General features: G+C 57.8%; 18 protein-coding genes, 1 tRNA gene and 1 pseudogene. 13 read left to right on the top strand and 7 right to left on the bottom strand.

What is annotated here, in order from left to right; translation table 11 throughout:
- Positions 1-36 precede the first annotated feature (36 nt).
- The 13 genes and pseudogenes from EA20_RS20790 (at position 37) to EA20_RS0111105 (ending at position 12,492) form a co-directional block, all read left to right on the top strand.
- Positions 37-121, top strand: a tRNA-Met gene (locus EA20_RS20790).
- A 267-nt stretch (positions 122-388) separates the two neighbouring features.
- Positions 389-577 (top strand): annotated as a pseudogene (locus EA20_RS0111160) (beta-ketoacyl-ACP synthase); the annotation flags it as partial.
- Positions 578-1,063: 486 nt separating this feature from the next.
- Positions 1,064-2,245 carry an OmpP1/FadL family transporter gene (locus EA20_RS0111155; RefSeq protein ID WP_024966906.1) on the top strand — a complete coding sequence of 394 codons (1,182 nt, stop codon included), beginning with the start codon at positions 1,064-1,066 and terminating at the stop codon, positions 2,243-2,245.
- Positions 2,246-2,347: 102 nt separating this feature from the next.
- Positions 2,348-3,928, top strand: coding sequence for an arylsulfatase (locus EA20_RS0111150; protein ID WP_024966905.1), 1,581 nt, complete (start codon positions 2,348-2,350; stop codon positions 3,926-3,928).
- A 54-nt stretch (positions 3,929-3,982) separates the two neighbouring features.
- The gene (locus EA20_RS0111145) at positions 3,983-5,275 is read left to right on the top strand and encodes an anaerobic sulfatase maturase (RefSeq protein ID WP_024966904.1); all 1,293 of its coding nucleotides are present in this window, start codon (positions 3,983-3,985) and stop codon (positions 5,273-5,275) included.
- Positions 5,275-6,273 carry a MoxR family ATPase gene (locus EA20_RS0111140; RefSeq protein ID WP_024966903.1) on the top strand — a complete coding sequence of 333 codons (999 nt, stop codon included), beginning with the start codon at positions 5,275-5,277 and terminating at the stop codon, positions 6,271-6,273. The genes EA20_RS0111145 and EA20_RS0111140 overlap by 1 nt, the downstream gene beginning before the upstream one ends.
- The gene (locus tag EA20_RS0111135; protein WP_024966902.1) at positions 6,273-7,199 is read left to right on the top strand and encodes a DUF58 domain-containing protein; all 927 of its coding nucleotides are present in this window, start codon (positions 6,273-6,275) and stop codon (positions 7,197-7,199) included. Before EA20_RS0111140 ends, EA20_RS0111135 begins: the two co-directional genes overlap by 1 nt.
- Positions 7,180-7,617 (top strand): DUF4381 family protein, encoded by a 438-nt coding sequence (locus EA20_RS0111130; RefSeq protein ID WP_024966901.1) that lies wholly within the window; start codon positions 7,180-7,182, stop codon positions 7,615-7,617. The genes EA20_RS0111135 and EA20_RS0111130 overlap by 20 nt, the downstream gene beginning before the upstream one ends.
- Positions 7,610-8,587, top strand: coding sequence for a VWA domain-containing protein (locus EA20_RS0111125; RefSeq protein ID WP_024966900.1), 978 nt, complete (start codon positions 7,610-7,612; stop codon positions 8,585-8,587). The genes EA20_RS0111130 and EA20_RS0111125 overlap by 8 nt, the downstream gene beginning before the upstream one ends.
- Entirely contained in the window at positions 8,584-10,110 is a 1,527-nt protein-coding gene (locus EA20_RS0111120) for a VWA domain-containing protein (RefSeq protein ID WP_024966899.1), read from the top strand. Before EA20_RS0111125 ends, EA20_RS0111120 begins: the two co-directional genes overlap by 4 nt.
- Positions 10,107-11,120: a BatD family protein gene (locus EA20_RS0111115; protein WP_024966898.1), complete on the top strand. Its 1,014-nt coding sequence runs from the start codon at positions 10,107-10,109 to the stop codon at positions 11,118-11,120. The genes EA20_RS0111120 and EA20_RS0111115 overlap by 4 nt, the downstream gene beginning before the upstream one ends.
- Complete coding sequence (locus EA20_RS0111110; protein WP_024966897.1) at positions 11,120-12,133, top strand: HAD family phosphatase; 1,014 nt, start codon at positions 11,120-11,122, stop codon at positions 12,131-12,133. The genes EA20_RS0111115 and EA20_RS0111110 overlap by 1 nt, the downstream gene beginning before the upstream one ends.
- Before the next feature lie 59 nt (positions 12,134-12,192).
- Positions 12,193-12,492: a YicS family protein gene (locus EA20_RS0111105; RefSeq protein WP_024966896.1), complete on the top strand. Its 300-nt coding sequence runs from the start codon at positions 12,193-12,195 to the stop codon at positions 12,490-12,492.
- Positions 12,493-12,603: 111 nt separating this feature from the next.
- Here the strand turns inward: EA20_RS0111105 and kdpE are convergent, their stop codons facing one another.
- The 7 genes from kdpE to EA20_RS0111070 form a co-directional block, all read right to left on the bottom strand.
- Positions 12,604-13,275: a two-component system response regulator KdpE gene (kdpE, locus tag EA20_RS0111100; RefSeq protein WP_024966895.1), complete on the bottom strand. Its 672-nt coding sequence runs from the start codon at positions 13,273-13,275 to the stop codon at positions 12,604-12,606.
- Entirely contained in the window at positions 13,272-15,956 is a 2,685-nt protein-coding gene (gene kdpD / locus EA20_RS0111095) for a two-component system sensor histidine kinase KdpD (protein ID WP_024966894.1), read from the bottom strand. The genes kdpE and kdpD overlap by 4 nt, the downstream gene beginning before the upstream one ends.
- A 9-nt stretch (positions 15,957-15,965) precedes the next feature.
- Complete coding sequence (gene kdpC, locus EA20_RS0111090; protein ID WP_024966893.1) at positions 15,966-16,541, bottom strand: potassium-transporting ATPase subunit KdpC; 576 nt, start codon at positions 16,539-16,541, stop codon at positions 15,966-15,968.
- A 9-nt stretch (positions 16,542-16,550) separates the two neighbouring features.
- Positions 16,551-18,581 carry a potassium-transporting ATPase subunit KdpB gene (kdpB, locus tag EA20_RS0111085; RefSeq protein ID WP_081772572.1) on the bottom strand — a complete coding sequence of 677 codons (2,031 nt, stop codon included), beginning with the start codon at positions 18,579-18,581 and terminating at the stop codon, positions 16,551-16,553.
- 16 nt (positions 18,582-18,597) lie between these two features.
- Positions 18,598-20,283 carry a potassium-transporting ATPase subunit KdpA gene (gene kdpA, locus EA20_RS0111080; RefSeq protein ID WP_024966891.1) on the bottom strand — a complete coding sequence of 562 codons (1,686 nt, stop codon included), beginning with the start codon at positions 20,281-20,283 and terminating at the stop codon, positions 18,598-18,600.
- Entirely contained in the window at positions 20,283-20,372 is a 90-nt protein-coding gene (gene kdpF, locus EA20_RS19695; protein ID WP_038381579.1) for a potassium-transporting ATPase subunit F, read from the bottom strand. Before kdpF ends, kdpA begins: the two co-directional genes overlap by 1 nt.
- A gap of 424 nt (positions 20,373-20,796) precedes the next feature.
- Positions 20,797-21,546 carry an SDR family oxidoreductase gene (locus tag EA20_RS0111070; protein ID WP_024966890.1) on the bottom strand — a complete coding sequence of 250 codons (750 nt, stop codon included), beginning with the start codon at positions 21,544-21,546 and terminating at the stop codon, positions 20,797-20,799.
- Positions 21,547-21,585: the final 39 nt, after the last annotated feature.

The raw sequence follows: 21,585 nt of genomic DNA, 5'->3' as shown, positions 1-21,585 counted from the left end.
CAACTTACTGTTATAAATGGATTAATGAAGAATTATGGTTTAAGGTGAAAAATAATGAAACAAGCTATTCATATGACTCATAATCGCTTGGTCACTGGTTCAAGCCCAGTAGGGGCCACCAGATTTTCCCTGTTAAATCAGGACATTAAGCCACCTTTCAGAGGGTGGCTTTTTTGTTTGTTGCACGCAGTGTCGCACAATAATTTTTAGTCTCTGCACGTCGCGATTCCAGCCTCTCCTTCAAGCACAAAAAAGCGCGACACAGCGGTTCAGTATCATATTGAAATCACATCCACAGCGAGTGCGGCATTGTACGATCGGGATGGAGTAGAACAGGCTTTACATTGAGCCGGCTTATAATCGCTGGTCACTGGTTCAGATCGGGTAAATGAGCCTGCAGATGATGCGCGAGGGCTGGTTTGCTCCCACGCTGAACCCGAGCCAGCCAGATACCCGCTGCGGCGCGCTGGATCACATCATGGGAGAAGCACGAAGCATCGACTGTGAGTTCTTACAAAGCAATAACTTTGCCTTTGGCGGTATTAATACGTCGCTGGTTATCAGACGCTGGCCGTGACGGCGAGCGGTCAATCTTCAAAGTAAAACCGGGCGTCATAAGGTGCCCGGTAACATGTCGATCCAGTCATAACTATTTTTTTGACCTTCTCTTTTTCGGCTATTCGCATAACCTCTTTACCGCATTCACCCACTGCCTGATGACAGTCACCAACCCCCGGCAATAAAAATAAATCCGGTTAATAATAAATAAACTTATTAACGGAACTAAAACCAGCCAGATAAATAATTTTTTAATTAATCAAACTATTTTTCCGCCCCGCCATTTCCTGAAAAAAGTTATCTGTCACATTAATGCACATCAGAGAGTATATTTTTTTACAGAACTTGTGGAAGCGATAAATTTGACTTAGGTTATTAAAAAGACATTCCTAAAATAATATTTAACAACATATTTTTCTGCCCCACCGCAGGTGGTCGCAGCGCTTTATCGCAGCGTATTTTTACCGATCTTTTATCTCACTGGATAATACCAAGAGAGAAAGCTATGCGAAAAAAGCTATTTCTTATCAGCCTGTTAAACCTGCCAGCCGCCCAGGCCAGCGGGCTTTATCTGTATGAGATTGGTACGGACGATATCGGGCTCGCAGGTGCGGGACAGGCCGCGCGGGCGCAGGACGCGTCCACGCTGTTTACCAATCCCGCAGGAATGACGCTGTTGCCTGAACGGATGCTGACGCTGGGCGCGCAGGGCTTATATGGCGACGCGCCTTATCAGCTGGACGATGATGCCCGCCTCAGCGGCGACAGTCCAGGCAACGTTATCGGCTGGTTTCCCGGCGGCAGCGCATTTTATTCACAGCCGCTCACTGCGGATCTCACCGCGGGCATTGGCTTTTTTGGCAATTACGGCCTCGGCCTGCAATTTGGCAACTGGGCTGGCGATAATCTTATTAAAGAAAGTACCTTACTCGGCGCCACCTTAATGCCAGCCATCGCCTGGCAATATAACGATGCGCTGTCGCTTGGGGCGGGCCTCGGCATTAACTACGGCATAGTAAAAATAAAACGCGCCCGGGGAGATACGCTTTCCGATCGCGACTGGGCAGTCAACGCCAAAGTCGGCGCGCTCTGGCAGTTTTCTCCGCAAACCCGCGCCGGACTGACCTATAGCAGCCGCACGAATTATGATTTTGACGTCAGTACGACCTTCCAGCTTGAACAACTCAACGACTCCCCTTCTTACACCCTGCCGATTGCCGCCAGCGTAAATACCCCGCAGCAGCTGATGTTCAGCCTGTTTCACCAGCTGACCCCACGCTGGGCAGTGATGGGCGATCTGGGCTGGCAGGACTGGAGCGATTACAGCAACAGCAAGATCTCCGTCGCCGGTAACCGCGTTGGCGGGAACAACCGGCTGCGCGATACCTGGCATCTCGCCTTGGGTACCCAGTTCACGCCTCATCCCGACTGGACATTCAATACCGGTGTGGCGTTCGACAGCAGCTTTTACCGTCACCAGAGTGACACCTCACTGACGATGCCCTCCGGCGATACCTGGCGCTGGGGAGTGGGAGGGCGTTATCAGCTTGATGCTGACAGCAGCCTCGGCATGGCTTTTGAATACGCGCATATCGAAACAGCATCCGTATCGTCCCCTCTGTTGAAAGGCCGGTACGACACCCCAGCCCTGTACTTTTTCGGCGTTAACTACAGCCGGATTTTCTGAGCCCCACCAAAGGAGGTATCGCCACCACACATTACCCAAAACACGCTAACGGAACGAGCTACGTGCCTTTCCACCGCAAGTCCACAGATACGGAGCAAAGAAATGACAAAAGTGCCATTTTGTAAATCGCTGCTCGCCTCGATGTTAACCGTTGCCTGCTGCGCGACCAGCGCTTATGCGGCGCCGGCCAGCAATGCGCAAACCGCGCCTGAGCAAAACAGCGGTAAACCCAACATCGTGGTGATATTCGGTGACGATATCGGTTACTGGAACATCAGCAGCTACAACCAGGGGACGATGGGCTATAAGACCCCGAATATCGACAGCATTGCGGCGGAAGGTGCGAAGTTTACCTCCTACTACGCCGAACAGAGTTCCACGGCAGGACGCTCTTCCTTTATCACCGGCCAGATGCCCTTCCGTACCGGGATGAGCAAAGTGGGTATGCCGGGCGCCCCGCAGGGCTTACAGAAAGAAGATCCCACTATCGCCTCGGTGCTTAAACAGCTGGGCTATGCCACCGGCCAGTTTGGTAAAAACCACCTCGGCGATCGCGATGAATTCCTGCCCACCGCCCATGGCTTTGATGAGTTTCTGGGCAACCTCTATCACCTGAACGCGGAAGAAGAACCGGAAAATCCGGACTATCCGAAAGACCCGGAATACCGCAAACAGTTTGGCCCGCGCGGTGTGATCAAATCTTCGGCGGATGGCAAAATTGAAGATACCGGTCCGCTTAACGTCAAGCGTATGGAAACGGTGGATGAAGAGACGCTGGCAGCCAACAATGACTTTATGGAACGTCAGGTTAAAGCCAATAAGCCTTTCTTTACCTGGTTCAACACCACCCGCATGCATAACAAAACCCACATCAAACCTTCCAGTCAGGGCGTCACCGGCCTGGGCGACTATGCCGACGGTATGGTGGAGCATGACAAGATGGTCGGCGAAGTGCTGAAGAAAATTAAAGATCTGGGCATCGAAGAGAACACCATCGTGCTCTATACCACCGACAACGGCCCGATGATCGCTACCTGGCCTGATTCGGGAATGACGCCGTTCCGCGGCGAGAAAAATACCGGCTGGGAAGGCGGTTTCCGCGTCCCGGCAATGGTCAAATGGCCAGGCCATATCAAGCCAGGTACCCTGATCAACGACATCTTCGCCAGTAACGACTGGTTCCCGACGCTGGTCGCGGCGGCGGGTGTGCCGGATATCAAACAACAGCTGCTGAACGGCTACAAAACCAGCGCCATGACCTACAAGGTGCACCTTGATGGTTATAACCAGCTCGATTATCTGCAGGGTAACGGTCCCAATCAGCGTAAAGAGTTCTTCTACTGGAGCGACGACGGCGATCTGCTGGCGATGCGTTACGGTCGCTGGAAGGCGCACTTTATGATTCAGGAGCACTCGGGTCTGGATTTGTGGAAATACCCGTTCGTTAAATTACGTACGCCACTGCTGTTCGATCTGGAAATCGATCCGTTAGAGCGTGGCGACAGCGGTATGGATTACAACCACTGGTTCTACGATCGCCTGTTCCTGCTCGGCGGCGCGCAGAAATATGCCGCCGACATGCTGGAGAGTTTTAAAGCGTTCCCGCCACGCCAGAAACCCGGTTCCTTTACCGTCTCTGACGTGCAGAAACTCTTTGAGGAAGGTACTCCCGCAACGAACTGATAGCAGGAAAACTTTACCGGGTGGGCTTCTCCACCCGGTTTTCAGGAGGCGTTCATGAAGTTCAGCACAACCCTGCCCGTCAAACCGCTGCCGACCGCGGAGAAGTTCAACGGCAAAGGGCCGGCTTATCAGCGCCGTTTTCATGTAATGGCGAAACCGACCGGCTCGCGCTGCAATATTGACTGTAATTACTGTTTTTATCTGCATAAAGAGCAGCTGCTGGAGCAGGACAGACATAGCGGGATGAGCGATGAGGTGCTGGAGAGTTTTATTCAGCAATATATCGACAGCCAGGATGGCGATCAGGTGGTTTTTTCCTGGCAGGGCGGCGAACCCACGCTGATGGGACTCGGCTACTTTGAAAAAATCGTCGCGCTACAGAAGAAGTACCAGAAGCCCGGACAGCGCATCGAAAACGATCTGCAGACCAATGGCATTCTGCTGAATGACAGCTGGGCGCGCTTTCTGCGTCAGCACAAATTTCTGGTCGGCATCTCCATTGATGGCCCGGCAGAACTCCATGACCGCTACCGCGTGACCCGCAGCGGCAAACCCACCTTTGAAAAAGTCATGGCCGGGGTGGCGGCGCTTAAACGACATCAGGTGCCCTTTAACGCGCTGGTGACGGTGAACCGTACCAACGCGCGCTTCCCGCTGGAGGTTTACCGCTTTCTGACGCGTGACCTGGGCGCGACCTATATCCAGTTTAACCCCTGCGTTGAGCCGGTCGATTTCAAACAGACCGCCCCGCAGTTCTGGCGGGACGAGACGATTCCGGTCACCGGCAGCCGCCGGGCTAAACCCGGCGATCTTGATTCGATCGTCACCGACTGGTCAGTGGATCCCGATGACTGGGGGCGCTTTCTGATTGCCGTGTTCGAGGAGTGGGTGAACAACGATTTAGGCCGGGTGCAAGTCAATCTGTTTGAAACCGCCGTCGCCCAAACCATGGGGATGCCCGCGCAAATTTGTATCACGTCTGAATTTTGCGGCAAAGGTCTGGCGATTGAGAAAAACGGCGACATCTTTTCCTGCGATCACTACGTCTATCTCGAATATCAGCTGGGCAACGTGCAAACCACCAGGCTGGCGCATATGGCCTTTTCGGAGCGGCAAAAGGCGTTTGGCCTCGGCAAGCGGGAAACGCTGCCGGCTGCCTGTAAACGCTGCCCTTACCTCAAGCTCTGTTATGGCGAATGCCCAAAAAACCGCATCGTTCGCAGCGAAGAGGGCGAGCTGGGGCTGAACTATCTCTGTCCCGGCATCAAGGCTTTCTTTCACTACGCGCAGCCGATGCTGGTCGGCATCGCCACGCTTCTGAAACGTCAGCCGGTGGAACATGCATGATGAATAACCGTGAAAAGCTGCTGGCGCTGGAAGCCAGCATGAACAAGCAGGTGATTGGGCAGCAGGAGCTGGTGCGAATGCTGATTGTCGCCTTATTGTGTGATGGCCATGTGCTGCTGGAAGGCTTGCCAGGTCTGGCGAAAACGCGTGCGGTGCGCGAGCTGGCTCGCCATATCGAAGGCGAATTTCGTCGTATTCAGTTCACGCCTGACCTGCTTCCCTCAGACATTACCGGCAGCGAAATCTATCAGCAGAATGCCACACGGGAAGAAGATCAGTTTCGTTTCCGCCCCGGCCCGGTGTTCGGCAATATCATCCTCGCCGATGAGATCAACCGCGCCTCAGCCCGCGTGCAGTCGGCGCTGCTGGAGGCCATGGAAGAGCGTCACGTCACTGTGGCCGGTAAAACCTGGCCGCTTCCCGGCGTATTTATGGTGTTAGCCACGCAAAACCCGGTCGATCAGGAAGGCACCTGGCCCTTACCTGAAGCCCAGCTTGACCGTTTTCTGATGAAGGTGATTGTCGATTATCCGTCGAAAGAGAATGAGCAACTGGTCATGCAACTGGTTCGCGCTGAGCAGCAGGCGAAATATCAGGCAGATCAGCATGAAAATCCTATACCAGAAACCGCCCCGTTACTGATAAGCCAACAGGATATCGCCGAATGCTGGCGTGAAATCGCCACGGTTTATGTGGCGCCGACCGTTGAACAGTACATCGTTAACCTGGTCGAAATGACGCGTCATCCCGATCAGGTCAGCGAAGCCTTTGCGGGTTATATCAGCCTCGGCATCAGCCCGCGCGGCACACTTGCCCTGGATCGCTGTGGTCGCGCCTGCGCATGGCTGGATGGCCGTGATGCGGTGTTGCCAGAAGATATTCAACGCATCGCGCCGGCTGTGCTGCGCCATCGTCTGCTGTTGAGCTATCAGGCAAACGCCGACAACTGCACGCCCGACCAGGCGATCGCTATGCTCCTTAACGCAGTGGTGGCGTGATGTCTCAGCCGCTGACGCTTGAACTGGCTGATCTGATGGCGCTGGCGGGTGACGCACAGCGACTGGATAATCCGCCAGGGCAAATCCCACCCGGCGCATTAACCGGTGAGCGCGTGTCACGTCAGCAGGGACGTGGTCTGAACTTCGATAGCTTACGCCGCTATCAGCCAGGCGATGACGTCAGGCTGATTGACTGGAAGGCCACAGCGCGCCTCCGCTCACCATGGATCCGCCTCTACAATGAGGAGCGCGAACGACCAGTATTCATTCTTGTGGATCAGCGACTGGACATGTACTTCGGAACCCGCCTGCAGATGAAATCGGTAGCCGCTGGAAACATTGCCGGATTGCTGGCATGGCGAAGCTGGCATGACGGTGATCGACTGGGCTGCGCGATATTGGGTGATGATGAACTGGCGCTGCATCCCTGCCGTGCGCCGAAACGCAATCTGATGCCGATTCTAACCGACATCCAGCGTCTGAATGCGCAGCTTCCTGCCCATTATGCGCAACCCCCTCGCCAGACCGTCTCCCTGTCAGACGCGTTGCAACGTATTGTTCGCCTGCTGCCCTCCGGTAGCTGGCTGGGGATTATCAGTGATTTTCACGATCTGGATACACATTGCGATGCGGTGCTGGCTCATCTGCGTCGCCGTTGCGAAATTACCGCCTATGTCACACTCGATGATCTTCATCGCCGCCTGCCCCCGCACGGTCAACTTGCGGCGTATTACCATGACGTAAGCACCGCGCTCAATCTCACTTCTCACCTCAGCGATCGCATTCAGCAAAGCGTCACCGGGCGGCTGGCGCAGCAGCAACGCCGGTTACAGCGCGTGGGGATTACGGTAAAAACTATCGTGAGCGGTGAAGCCGTGCTGCCACAACTACAGCAGGAGGATGCGCATGCTGGCAAAAGGGTTTAGCACACCGGAACTGGCGCATCCTGCTCTGCCAGCCGCCGCTTCATGGTTCCCGCTACCGCCTGGCTGGACGGTGCTCGGCGTTATTGTGTTGCTGATGATGTTCATTGCCTTGCTGAGCGTGCTGGCGCGCTTTCGCCGCAACCGCTGGCGGCGCGAAGCCAGAAAGCAACTTCCCCAGCAACAGGTGGATGGCTGGATAACATGGATCAAACGAGTGCTTCTGGTGCAACACCCGCGTGCCCGGGTCAGCCAGTGGCGGTCGCCGGAACAGCTTCTGGCGCAGACACCGCTGGACGAGGAGCTGCGCGCGCTGATGTGCCGTCGTTATTGTCAGCCTGACAATCAACTGGAAAGTGCCATCAATCAGCGTATTGCAATGCAGTTGCGTCACTGGCTGGAGACGCTGCCTCATGTCTGATTTTATCTCACGGATCGATTTCGCCTGGCCGTGGGCGGGCGTGCTGCTATTTTTACCGCTGATTACCCACTACCTGCTCCCGTCAAAGCGGCCGGTGAGTGAACAGGTGCGGGTGCCTTTTTTAACCGAGCTGGCTGAAGCCCTGCAGCTCTCAGCCCCGGCGCCGCAGCCCAGTTGGCGTCACCGGCTGCTGTTCTGGATGGTTTGGGTCTTAATGATTACTGCACTGGCCCGGCCCGAATATCTGATGCCGCCAAAAACGCTAATAAAGCCGATGCGCAACATCGTACTGATTCTGGATGTCTCCGGCTCGATGGAGAAAAACGACGGTCAGGACGGACAGACACGTTTACAGGCAGTACAGCAAACGGTGCGCACCTTTATCAGTCAGCGCAAAAACGATCGCATCGGTCTGGTGATTTTTGCCAGCCAGGCGTGGCCTTTTGCGCCGATCAGCGAGGATAAACAGGCGCTGCAAGCGCGCATCAGCCAGCTCGCGCCGGGCATGATTGGCCAGCAGACTGCGGTGGGGGATGCGCTGGGCGTGGCGGTGAAACTGCTGGATCACAGCCTGGACGCTGACGCGTCAAAAATGGCAATTCTGCTGACCGATGGCAATGACACCGCTTCTCTGCTGGATCCTAAGCTTGCCGCACAGCTTGCCGCTGCGCATCACGTTAGGGTGCATACCATCGCCTTTGGTGAGGTCAACAGCAGCGGTGAAGATAAGGTGGATACGGCGCTGCTGGACACTATTGCCCGGATTACCGGCGGTAATGCCTGGCGCGCGGCGACTAACCGCGATGCGCTGGCGCAGGTCTGGCAGCAAATTGATGCGCAGACGCCGGAACAAGTGAAAACGCTGGGCTTAGCCTGGCATCGTCCGCTGTTCGTCTGGCCGTTAGCCCTTGCACTCCTGGTGTTACTGCTGTTTGCCATCAGCAGCACAATGATGAGGCGACGTGCATGAGCGATTTCCATTTCCTCTATCCCTGGCGATTACTGGGTTTGCTGCTCTGTCCGCTGCTCTTTTTTTTCGCGCAGCGCTCAGGCAGTGTCTGGCATCGTGTCATGGAAAAGCCATTTGCCGCGGCGCTGATTAAAGGTCAGCGGGTGCGTACGCGTCAGGTGCTGCCGTGGCTCTTTGGCTTTGGGGTCCTGGCGTTAGCCGGTCCGAGCTGGCAACGCGACCTGCCCGCCGCATTCACGCCCGAAAACAATGTGATGGTGATACTGCAGCAGGATCTCAGCATGTTGGCACAGGATGTGCCGCCTGACCGCCATCAGCGCATGCAGCAGAAAATCACCGCGCTGATGACGCAAATGCCCGGCAGCCACTTTGGTTTAGTGATCTACAGCGCTGATGCCTGGCTTACCACGCCGCTGACCAATGATGCCGATTTTTATAACCTGTTCCTGACGGCCCAACAACCAACACTGGTGCCACAGGGTGAGAGTTCCGGGCTGCGTGAGGCGATCGCCCTTGCGCTTAAAAATCTGCCCGCAACACCTGAAGCCCCACGAGCGCTGATACTGGTGGCTGACAGTATGACTGCGCAGGACGTTGACTGGCTGCGGCAGCAAAACCTGCCGCTGCAGATCTGGGTCGCGGGTACGGCAAAAGGAGGACCGTTGCCGGAAGCGCAGGCGTCGCAGGGTATTGATACGCGCCTCAATGTCGCGCGTTTCGAACAGGTTCGTGATGGCGGTATTCCGGTGACACTGGTCTCTGCCGAAGATGACGACCTTCGTGCGGTCAGCGGTCATATCCGGCAGAGCATGACGGCGCAGCAGAACAGCCGGCAGGATTGGCAGTGGAAGAACAGCGGCTATCTGTTGATCGTCCCGATGCTGTTGCTACTGCTGCTCTGGCGACAGCAGTTGCTCTGCCTGGCGGTGGTGATGCTGCCGTTGCTCGCCTGGTCACCCGGCAGTTCAGCGGCACTGCTGGACGCATGGGTACGCCCCGATGTGCAGGGTCAGTTCGCCTTTGACCGCGGTCACTATCAAACCGCCGCCCAGCGCTTTCAGGACCCGTTACGGCGGGGTATCGCCTTCTATTATGCAGAAGATTATGTCGCGGCTCTGGGGGCTTTTCGTCAGGTTCCGGCCACTGCAGAAAGTCTGTTGTGGATGGGCAACTGTTACGCACAACAGAAAGTCTGGCAGCAGGCGCTGAACAGCTACGATCAGGCGCTGAGTTTACGGCCCGAATGGGCAATGGCTCAGCAAAATCGGGCGAAAATTGCGCATATCATCATGCAGCTGCGGCAAAAAGAACGCGACCGCCAGGCCGATCAGCATGAGCAGAAAGACGAAGATCCTGACGCCATTAAACATGATCTCAAACCCGATCAGGGCGTGAACCAGTTGGATATGAAGCCCATCGCGGGCGCGGCGCCCTCGGCTGAACAGTGGTACAGCAATCTCACCCTTTCGCCTGGCGGTTTGCTGGAAAATCTCTACCGCGCTGCGCCAGCGGAGGCACCATGAAGCGACTTATCGTTTGTCTGCTGTTGCTGCTAAACCTGCCGGTACGAGCTGAAATGGTCATGACGCGTGAGCTGGTTGCACCCGATCAACTGGTGCCGGGCCAGCCAGTAACGATTGCTGTGACCTTCTGGACCGACAGCTGGTTTAATCCGCCGCCGCAATGGCCGGAAATGGTCATTGAAAACGGCAATCTGCTTAACACGCCGCTGCCCAATCAGCTGGTAACGCGTAATAGCGATGGGATCAGCTGGAGTGGTATCCGCATGGAACGCCAGGTGATGGCATGGGATCAGGGCACGCTGCGTTTTCCAGCGGCGGATGTGGTGATGCTCTCCGCGAATCAGCCGCCGAAAACGGTGTCGCTACCGGTGTTGGAGAAAGCGGTCAGTTGGCCCGCCGACGTGCGTCAGCCGGACCGTTTTTTACCTGCCAGCACGCTTGAACTTTCGCAGCAATGGCATATCTACCGCGCAACGGAGGATCAGCAGTTACACGTCGGTGACGTCATTGAGCGGGTGGTGACATTGCGTGCCACTGATGTGATTGCCGTGCAAATTCCGCAATTACTGTATGCCATTCCCGGTTCCGGTGCGCAGCGTCTGCCACCGGTAAACAGCAACCTGACGCAGGGACGGGATGAGATCGTCGGCGCACAGCGTGAAGAACGATTGCGTTATCTGCCCTCTCAAGCCGGTGAGCTGGTGATCCCCCCGCTGCGTTTGCGCTGGTGGGATACGCGCCAGCACCAGTGGCAGCTGGCTGAATTACCCGGAGCCCATTACACCCTTGCCGCTGCGCGTCCGGCGGGCAGTGAACAGGCGTTGAAAGCCCGCGCCCCCGTCAACTGGATGCCATGGCTCACGGCAGCAGCGATCGTACTGCTGCTGCTTGCGGGCTTCTTTTTCCGACGTATTGTTAGCCACAGTCTGCAAAGGCTGGTGCAGCGACTACGTGAATACTGGCGGATCGTCCCGCTGCCCGACCTGCTTCCCACTAAAAGGCAAAAATGATGAAACTAAAATCCTTGCTGGCAGTGCTGATGACGGCTCATCTCAGTTCGGCTTTCGCGGCAGACGATCCGCTTAGCGCATGGAATGACGGTCACGCAAAACAGGCTATTGAAACATGGGTGCAGGAAACCACCTCATCGGATAGCAAAGATTTCATCCCCGTCAGTCAGCGTTATGTGGTGTTTGATAATGACGGCACATTGTGGCCGGAAGCGCCGCTGACCTTTCAACTGCAGTTTGTGATGGATGAAATCAAACGCCTCGCCCCGCAACACCCGGAATGGAATAACGATGCCTTAGTACAGGCGGTTATTAACAACGATATGAACGCGGTGATGCAGTCGGGCAAAAAGGGGCTGATGCAGTTGATGACGCTTACGCACAGCGGTATGACAACGGAAGCATTCAGCCAGCGGGTCAGCAACTGGGCCGGGAGCCATCAGCATGTGCGTTTCGGTTGCCGATATGACCAGCTTGGCTATCAGCCGATGCGCCAGTTGCTGGATTATCTGCGGGATAACGGTTTCAAAACCTGGATTGTGTCCGGTGGCGGCATCGATTTTATGCGCGTGCTGGCGGAAAAAATGTATGGCATTCCACCCGAACAGGTTGTCGGCTCCTTTTCGCTGAGTGAATTCTCTTTGACCGATAATGGCACGCAACTGCGGAAAACGATGAACGGTGCCTTCTATGATGATGAAGCGATGAAGCCGGTCGCCATCCATCTCTTTATGGGACGGCGTCCGGTCGGTGCTTTCGGTAACAGCGACGGCGATGTGCCGATGCTACAGTACACTTCCGCCAATCCGACCTACAAAACCTTTGGTTTACTGGTTCATCACACCGATGCTGCGCGTGAATATGCTTACGATGCGCATCCGCCAGCCAGTGGAAAGCTTATCAGCGGGCTCAGACAGGCTCCCCAAAAGGGCTGGGTCATCGTCGATATGAAAAAAGCGTGGAAAACGGTTTTCGATCCCGCTCTCTGTAATGAGTCAGGCCCACGAGGCTGAAGGAAGCGACTATGCTGATGCTATCTGCCTGAACATTCTCAATTAACCGGGAGAAGAATATGACTTACCTGATAAGGGTGCTGATCCTGCTGGCGTTAGCTGTGCCCGTCGCGCAGGCGGGGTCGCCCTATAAAAATCTCGCTTTTGCCCTGAAACAGCAAAAAATGACCGACGACCTGCGCAGCCATTGCCAGATCCCGGCCAGCGTGCCTGATGAAGCGTTAAGGCAGCGGTTTTTAGCAGATGCGCCACATCACGATCAGCTGCTCTCCGTGGTTCAGGCTTTAAAAACCAACGATGAGCCGCGCTATCTTTCCCGGCTTGCTGAGGTTCACTGTCCGGAGGCTGAGCGGCAATAGCCGCAGGCGCGACTGAGGCGTGAGCGGTTTCGCGGATGCGACCAGCCGGCTCTTTCGCGGTAGCAGGAAGCGTCCCGCTCCGCCCTGTTCGTTATTACTGCTAAGTGCCAGTCAGCGCACGAACCGGTATCCCACGCCATTTTCCGTGATGAAATGCTGCGGGCGGGCCGGCGTCTCTTCCAGCTTCTGACGCAGATGGCCCATATAGATGCGCAGATAGTGGCTGTTATTACTGGCGTTAGGCCCCCAGACCTGCCGGAGGATCTGCGCCTGCGTCAGCACCTTTCCCGGATTGCTTACCAGTAGCGCCAGCAGACGAAACTCCGTGGGGGTGAGATGCAGCGATGCATCACCGCGCGTGACGGTATGCGCACTGAGATTAACGGTAATATCTCCGAACGTGACCACATCTTCACTGCCCTGGTCGTGGCGACGCAGCGCAACGCGAACCCGCGCCTGAAGTTCGCCCATGCCGAAGGGTTTACAGAGAAAATCGTCCGCGCCCGCATCCAGCGCGGCAATTTTATCTTCTTCGCCCGTCCTGGCGGAAAGCACGATGACAGGCTTAGGACTCCACTGACGAAACTGCTGGATAAACGACACGCCATCGCCATCCGGCAGGCCCAGATCGAGGATAACCAGATCGGGACGCCGGGCGGCGGCGGCGGTCAGTCCCTGCGCCAGCGTTCCGGCCTCAAACACCCGGATATTGTCGTTTTCCAGCGCGACCCTTAAATAGCGGCAAATCTGTTTTTCATCGTCGATAATCAGCAAATTTCTCATGGTGTTTCCTCAGGGTGTTCCTCCATGGCGGGTGGGGGCAACAGCGGCAGCGTCAGGGTAAAGCAGGCGCCTCCCTGCGGCAGATTGCTGGCGACAATATCACCCGCGTGCAGGGTCAGGATAGCCCGGCAGATCGCCAGCCCCATGCCAACGCCGGGCACGGCGGACTCCTCGTGCCCACGGGTGAATTTATCAAAAATCTGGCGCGCTTTATCGTCGGGAATGCCGGGCCCGTTATCTTCGATGGCAATCCGCAGTTTATCCTGCTGCTGTTCCGCGCGGATAAGGATACTGGCCTGGGCGCCAGCATATTTCCAGGCGTTCTCCAGCAGATTAACGAAAACCCGCTCCAGCAGCGGGCCATCAGCATGCAGGAGCAGCATCTCGTCGGGCAGCGCCAGATGAACATTTTGCGTCGGAAATACGCCATCCAGCGCCCGTAGCGCGCTGGCAATCACCTCATCCAGCGCCACCCAGTCCGCCCGCAGCCGGAACCCCTCCGACTCAATCCGCGCCATATCCAGCATGTTATTCACCAGACGTATGGTACTGAGCGTCTGTTGCCGTATCTCGCTGGCCTGCACGGCATAGGCGGAACCCTCAGCGGATAGATTGAGCGTCAGAATTTCCGCCTGGCTGAACAGCACCGTTAACGGCGTGCGTAGATCATGAGAAAGGGCCGCCAGCAGCGAATTGCGTAACTCTTCCCGCTCGGCTGCCAGCCGGGAGTACTGCTCGCGCTGGGTAAGCGTAAACCGCTCAACCGCCCCGGCGATAAGCATAATAAAGGTTTCCAGTAATCGCTGCTGTTCAGGCTGCCGGTGCCGGAAATGGCCGGATTCGATAATCAGCAATCCCAGCGCCCTGCCGGAGGCGATCAGCGGCAGGATTTTATAGGGCACGCCGGGTAAGGTATCGCTGTCTGCGCCCGCCTCCTGAGCTTTATCGAAGCACCATTTGACGATCGCCGGATCGGGCACGGTGGTCAGCGCTTTCACGTCGGGCGCCACTGGTCTGTTCTGCGCATCCGGCAGCCAGATTTCACAACGGACCTGCAACGCCGCCCCGACAATTTGCTGGCTGATCCGCGCAATATCTTCCGGCAGACGTGCCCGGCTCAGCCCGTTCGCCATCTCATACAGATAACGCGCCCGCTGCTCCCGGTGCTGCGCCACCCGTGCCTGATAGCGTACCCCTGCGGTCAGATTGGCCGTGATTACACCGACCGCCAGCATCACGGCAAAGGTCATCAGGTACTGCGTGTCATGCACGCTGAAATTGCCGGTCGGCGCAATAAAGACCAGGTCGAAGGCAAGAATATTCAGCAAGGCGGCGAAAACGGACGGCAGGCGGCCAAACCCCGTGGCGATCAGTACCACGCCCAGCAGATAAATCATCACCAGATTGGTCGGGGAAAAACCGGGCAGCAGCCACTGGCCGGTCAGCGTAATCAACGCGCAGAGGGTTACGGCGGCAACGCAACCGCGCAGCCTCTGCTGCCATTTGGCGTTGCTCGCCGGAAGATCGCCACTGCGTTCGGTTTTGAAATCCACCGCGTCATCCAGCCCGACGATAATCAGATCGAAATCGGGGCCAAGCTGGCTGAGGCGCTGGGTAAAAGAGGGCGTGAAGCGCCAGCGACGCTGCGTGGTGCGCCCGACGATAATTTTGCCAAGATTATGTTCCCGTGCGTAGCGGACGGTAGCGCTCGCTTCATCCGTACCGGAGAGGCTGGCCGTTTCCGCGCCCATACTCTGGGCCAGCTGCAGGGTCCGCAATACCGTCCGCCGCCGCGCTTCTCCCTGCCGGTGCAGCGAAGAGGTTTCAACGGTGATGGCATGCCATTCACAGCCCAGCCGGGCCGCCAGGCGCGCCGCAATACGTACCAGCTTGGCGCTGCCGGTATCGCTGCTGATGCAGAGCAGGATTGCATCACGGACATGCCAGACCTTCTCTTCGCGCCCTTTAATCTCGCGCCAGGCACGCACCTGATCGTCAACCCGATCGGCAGTGCGGCGCAGCGCCAGCTCCCTCAGTGCGTAGAGATTCCCTTTGCGGAAAAAGTGCTCAATCGCCCGCTCCGCGCGATCGCCAACGTAGACCTTCCCTTCCCGCAGGCGCTGCAGCAGATCGTCCGCCGGAAGATCGACCAGTACGATCTCATCGGCGGCGTCAAAAAAGGGATCCGGTACGGTTTCGCTGACCCGGATCCCGGTAATGCCGCTGACGACATCATTCAGGCTTTCCAGGTGCTGCACGTTGACGGTAGTCAGAACATCGATGCCCGCCTCCAGCAGTTCCTCAATATCCTGCCAGCGTTTGGGATGACGGCTGCCGCGCACGTTGGAATGCGCCAGTTCGTCGATCAGGATCACCGCCGGACGACGTGCCAGCGCCGCATCCAGATCGAACGCCTGGTGATGGGGACGCTCACCGGCCCGTCGGGGCAGCAGCTCAAGTCCGGTCAGTAACGCCGCCGTCTCCTGCCGCCCGTGCGTTTCCACCACGCCCGCCACCACATCTAGCCCCTGCGCCCGTAAGCGCCGCGCTTCCTGCAGCATGCTCCAGGTTTTCCCCACGCCCGCGCAGGCGCCAAAGTAAATTTTCAGTTTCCCCCGGCTTTCATTGCCGGCCAAAGCCAGCAGCAGATCGGGATCGGGCCGCTGAGGTTCTTTTACCATGGTGCTCCCTTATGGGTGGGTTAAGGCATCCAGCGCCCTGTTCAGCGTCAGGATATTCACGACCGGTTCGCCGAGAAAGCCGGGCTGCGGATAGCGGGTGTTTTCTGCCACCAGCTTCCTCACTTCCTGCTCACGTAAATGCCGTGCCTGGGCGATGCGCGGCACCTGCCATTCCGCGGCGGCTGGCGGCAGATGCGGATCAAGTCCGCTGGCCGAGGCGGTCACCAGCACGACGGGAACCTGCTCAGAAGCCTGAGGATTCGCTGCGCGTAGCGCGGCAACCCGCAGCTGTACCGCCTCATCCAGCTGCGGATTACTGGCGGCCAGGTTACTGCCCGACGACGCCAGCGCATTATAGGGCGCCTCTGCCGTTGCGGAGGGACGGCCATGAAAATAGTCCGCGCGGGTAAACTGCTGGCCGATCAGCGCGGAGCCACGGAGGTCGCCATTCTGCACGACGAGCGATCCGTTCGCCGCATCAGGGAACCACCACTGCGCCAGCGCGGTGGTCAGCAGAGGATAAGCCAGACCGGTGATTATCAGCAGCAAAATAAACACAGAAAACAAAGGACGTAAAATATTCATGCGTTTTCCTCAGACCAGATGCAGAGCAGTCAGTAACATGTCGATCAGTTTTATCCCGACAAAAGGCACCAGGATCCCGCCTGCGCCATAGCGCCAGAGATTACGGCGCAGCAGCGAGGCGGCGGAAACGGGCCGGTAGCTGACGCCCTTCAGCGCCAGCGGGATCAGCAGCACAATGATCAGGGCGTTAAAAATCACCGCCGACAGAATCGCCGAATCCGGCGAGTGCAGCCGCATCACGTTAAGCTGATTGAGCTGCGGATAGGTAGCGGCGAAGGCCGCCGGGATAATGGCAAAATATTTCGCCACGTCGTTGGCGATGCTGAAGGTGGTCAGCGATCCACGCGTCATCAGCATCTGCTTGCCGATATGCACCACTTCAAGCAGCTTGGTGGGGTTGGAGTCCAGATCCACCATGTTTCCGGCCTCTTTGGCGGCCTGGGTTCCCGAGTTCATCGCCACCGCCACGTCCGCCTGCGCCAGCGCCGGGGCGTCGTTGGTGCCGTCGCCGGTCATCGCCACCATCCGGCCTTCCGCCTGATACTGACGGATGAGCGCCAGCTTGGCTTCGGGCGTCGCTTCCGAGAGAAAGTCATCCACGCCCGCTTCGGCGGCGATGGCGGCGGCGGTTAGCGGGTTATCGCCGGTGACCATCACGGTTTTTATCCCCATCCGGCGCAGCTCGGCAAACCGCTCTTTAATCCCCCCTTTTACGATATCTTTTAGCGCCACCACGCCCATCACCACACTGCCCTCGGCCACCACCAGCGGCGTTCCGCCACTGCGGGCGACCTGCTCCACCAGGCTTTCCACCTCTGCGGGGAACTGACCGCCGTTACTTTCAACGTGACGACGAATCGCGTCCGCCGCGCCTTTACGCAGCAGGATTTGTCCGGTATTCACGCCACTCATGCGGGTCTGCGCGGAAAAAGGGATAAAGGTCGCATCAAGGCTGGCCAGGTCCCGCTCCCGCAGGCCAAACTTCTGCTTGGCCAGCACCACAATGCTGCGCCCTTCCGGCGTTTCATCAGCCAGTGACGCGAGCTGGGCGGCGTTTGCCAGCGCTTTCTCCTCAACGCCGGGCGCGGGCAGAAAGGCGCTGGCCTGACGGTTTCCCAGGGTGATGGTGCCAGTTTTATCCAGCAGCAGCACGTCCACATCGCCAGCCGCCTCCACCGCCCGGCCACTGGTGGCGATAACGTTCGCGCCCAGCATCCGGCTCATGCCCGCAATACCGATGGCGGAAAGTAACGCCCCGATAGTCGTGGGAATAAGGCAGACCAGCAGCGCTACCAGCACCGTGACGCTGACCGGCGTGCCGCCCCAGGCGGAAAACGGATAGAGCGTGGCGGTGGCCAGCAGAAAGACGATAGTCAGCGCAATCAGCAGAATTGTGAGCGCCACTTCGTTCGGCGTTTTGCGGCGGCTGGCGCCCTCCACCATCGCGATCATCCGGTCCAGAAAGGTTTCTCCCGGATTGACGCTGCACTGAATGATCAGCCAGTCGGAGAGCATGCGCGTGCCGCCCGTCACCGAGGCAAAGTCGCCGCCTGCCTCGCGGATTACCGGCGCCGACTCGCCGGTGATGGCGCTCTCGTCAACGGAGGCACCGCCCGCCAGTACTTCCCCGTCGCAGGGAATGATGTCGCCCGCCGCCACCAGCACGAAGTCCCCTTTGCGCAGGCTTTCAGCGGGGACCTCCTGCCGTGCAGCATCATAGTCTGCCGCCGCCAGTTTTTTCGCCCAGCTGGTTTTTTTGATCGCTTTCAGGCTTTCCGCCTGGGCCCGGCTGCGGCCTTCCGCCAGCGCTTCGGCAAAATTACCAAACAGGACGGTAAACCAGAGCCAGAGCGCGATAGCCACGGAAAAAAAGCCCGGCGTAGTGCTGCTGAAAGCCAGTAGCGTCGTCAGGATACTGCCCAGATAGACCACAAACATCACCGGATTACGGTACTGCACGCGGGGATCGAGCTTCTGGAATGCGCCGGTAAACGCCGCCCGCCACAGGGCGCTGCGCTGCGCTGAAGGTAACTGCTGCATGATTCTTCTCCGCCGGTTAATGCGTCGTTAACTGCAAATGTTCGGTCACCGGCCCCAGCGCCAGTGACGGGACGAAGGTGAGCGCGCCGACCAGCAAGACGGTGCCGATAAGCAGGCCGACAAAGAGCGGGCCGTGGGTCGGTAAGGTGCCGGGGCTGGCCGGCTGCGTTCTTTTCGCGGCCAGTGAAGCGGCGATGACCATCAGCGGCAGCAGCGGCAGAAAGCGCCCCAGCAGCATGGCGGCAGCCAGCAGCAGGTTCCAGAACGGCGTAGCGGCTGACAGTCCGGCAAAGGCGCTGCCGTTATTATTGGCGGCAGAAGAGAGCGCATAGAGCACCTCGCTGAAGCCGTGCGGCCCCGGATTAAAAATCCCGGCCCGGCCCACCTCAGTCATCATCGCCAGCGCGCTGCCCAGCAGCACCAGCGAGGGAGCGATCAGGATATAAAGCGCCACCATTTTCATTTCCGTTACGCCGATCTTTTTCCCGAGATATTCCGGCGAGCGGCCAATCATCAGCCCGGCGATAAACACGGCGAGCATGACGTTAATCAACATGCCATACAGCCCTGAACCAACGCCGCCGAAGATCACTTCGCCCAGCTGCATCAGCCACAGCGGGATCATGCCGCCAAGCGCGGTAAACGAGTCGTGCATCGCATTCACCGCGCCACAGGAGGCCGCCGTGGTGATCACCGCAAACAGGCTGGAATTGAGAATGCCAAACCGGCTCTCCTTCCCTTCCCAGTTCAGCGGGCTGTCAGCACCTGATGCCAGGAAATGCGGATTCCCGGCGGTCTCCGCCAGCATCACCAGAATGACCGCGACGATAAAAATCAGCGACATCGCCCAGAGCAGCGTATGCCCCTGCCGACGGTCGCGCAGTGTGTCGCCAAAGGCAAAACAGAGCGCGGCGGGCAGCAGAAAGATCATCACCATCTGCACAAAGTTGGTCAGCGCCGTCGGGTTTTCGAACGGATGGGCCGAGTTAGCATTGAATACGCCACCACCGTTAGTGCCGATAAGTTTGATCGCTTCCTGCGAAGCAACCGGCCCCATCGGCAGGATCTGCTGCGCACCTTCCAGCGTTGTCGCACTCAGATAGGGAGAAAAGTTCTGGATCACGCCCTGGCTGACCAGAAACAGCGCCATGATTAGCGACAGCGGTAACAGGACAAACAACGTTATCCGCATCAGGTCGCGCCATGCGTTGCCCAGACAGGTGGTTTCCCGACGGGCGAAACCGCGGATCAGGGCAAAAACGACCGCGATACCGGTGGCGGCAGAGAGGAAGTTTTGCACGGCAAGCCCCACCATCTGACTGAAATAGCTCATGGTGGATTCGCCCGCGTAGGCCTGCCAGTTGGTGTTGCTGACGAAACTGACCGCCGTATTCAGCGCCAGATGCCAGGAGAGCCCCGGCAGCTGCTGCGGATTCAGCGGAAGCACGCCCTGCAGCATCAGCAACAGGAACAGAAAGAGCAGCCCGGCCAGATTAAACAGCAGGATGGCGGTCAGATACTGCCGCCCGTTCATGTCGTTATCCTGCACGCCGCAGAGACGCCAGAGCCCGGTTTCCACCGGTGCCAGCGCCCGTAGGGGCCGATCGGCGATCAGCGCGGAAAGGTAGCGGCCAAGCGGCTGCGCCAGGATCAGTAATATGACCAGGTAGCTGGCCAGCAGTAAAAATGCTTCTGACGCCATCAGAACGCCTCCACCCGGAACAGGGCATAAAAGAGATAGCCCAGCAACAGGCACACCAGCGCAAGGCCGGACAGTAATCCAAGGCTCACGGTGAAACTCCCCTTATAGTTAAGTGACTAAAAGTCTAAAAAATTACATATAAAAATGTCGTTAAAAGGGGGGAGGGAGATATAAAGAAATCATAAAAATCACGCGGAGCTGAGCGGCTAAACCGGGAGGCCGGTTCGCTTCTTTATGTGCATTCGCTGAATCCGGCGCGCTGGCTGGATCGGCTAAAGCGCTTGATGAAGGGAGAATGAAAACTGGCGCAGTTGCTGTGACTGGCTTTATGCCGGTAATCATTAGCCTCAGAAAGTGAGCCTGAAATTAGCACATAAACGGGCTACGTTAGCAGGGCATTGTCAGGAGTGAGTGGCGCTGATGGGGGAAGAAAGATCTCGTAAAACCGCCCCGCTGAAAGCAGGACGGGGAGGCGGACTGAGGCGCCAGGGTACTGCGCGTTTCGGTGGCAGGTTATTTCCCACCAGCAAGATCGAGGAAGCTTCCCGTGACATAAGATGCCTCATCGGACAGCAGCCACAGGATCGCCTGCGCCACTTCTTCCGGCTGGCCGCCACGCTTCATCGGCAGGCTCGCTTTTACCCTCTCCACCCGCAGAGGTTCCCCACCGTCGGCATGCATTTCCGTATAGATAAATCCCGGACGCACTGCATTTACCCGGATACCCTCCCCGGCCACTTCCACGGCGAGGCCCGTGGTAAAGGTGTCTATCGCTCCTTTTGAGGCAGCATAATCGACATATTCATGCGGCGCGCCGAGGCGGGAAGCGGCGGAAGAGACATTAACGATGCTGCCGCCTTCACCGCCGTGACGCACCGCCATCCGCTTCACCGCTTCACGGGCGCAGAGAAAGCTGCCGCTGATATTGGTGGCGAACATCGTGGCCAGCCGCTGTACGGAGATCGCCTCAATGGTGGACTGCGGCATCAGTATCGCGGCGTTATTCACCAGCCCGGTGAGCGGGCCAAGCTCGCGGTCGATTTGCCGGAACATCGCCACGACCTGCTCTTCTTCGGCGATATCCGCCTGAACGGCGATGGCGGTGCCGCCAGCATGGCGTATCTTCTCAACCACCTCCATCGCACTCTCCTCCCGCTGGCGAAATCCGATACAGACCTGATGGCCTTTTTCTGCCAGCGCCAGGGCCGTCGCACGGCCAATGCCGCGATCGCCGCCAGTGATCAGGGTAATTCTGTTTCTCATCGTCTCCGTTTCCTCTGTTATGGCCAGGCTGCGCTGTTA

It is taken from the genome of Pantoea sp. IMH (genome assembly GCF_000599885.1).
GTDB lineage: Bacteria > Pseudomonadota > Gammaproteobacteria > Enterobacterales > Enterobacteriaceae > Erwinia.
Note: the sequence above shows the minus strand (reverse complement) of the source record. Positions and strands in the feature narration are given on the sequence as shown.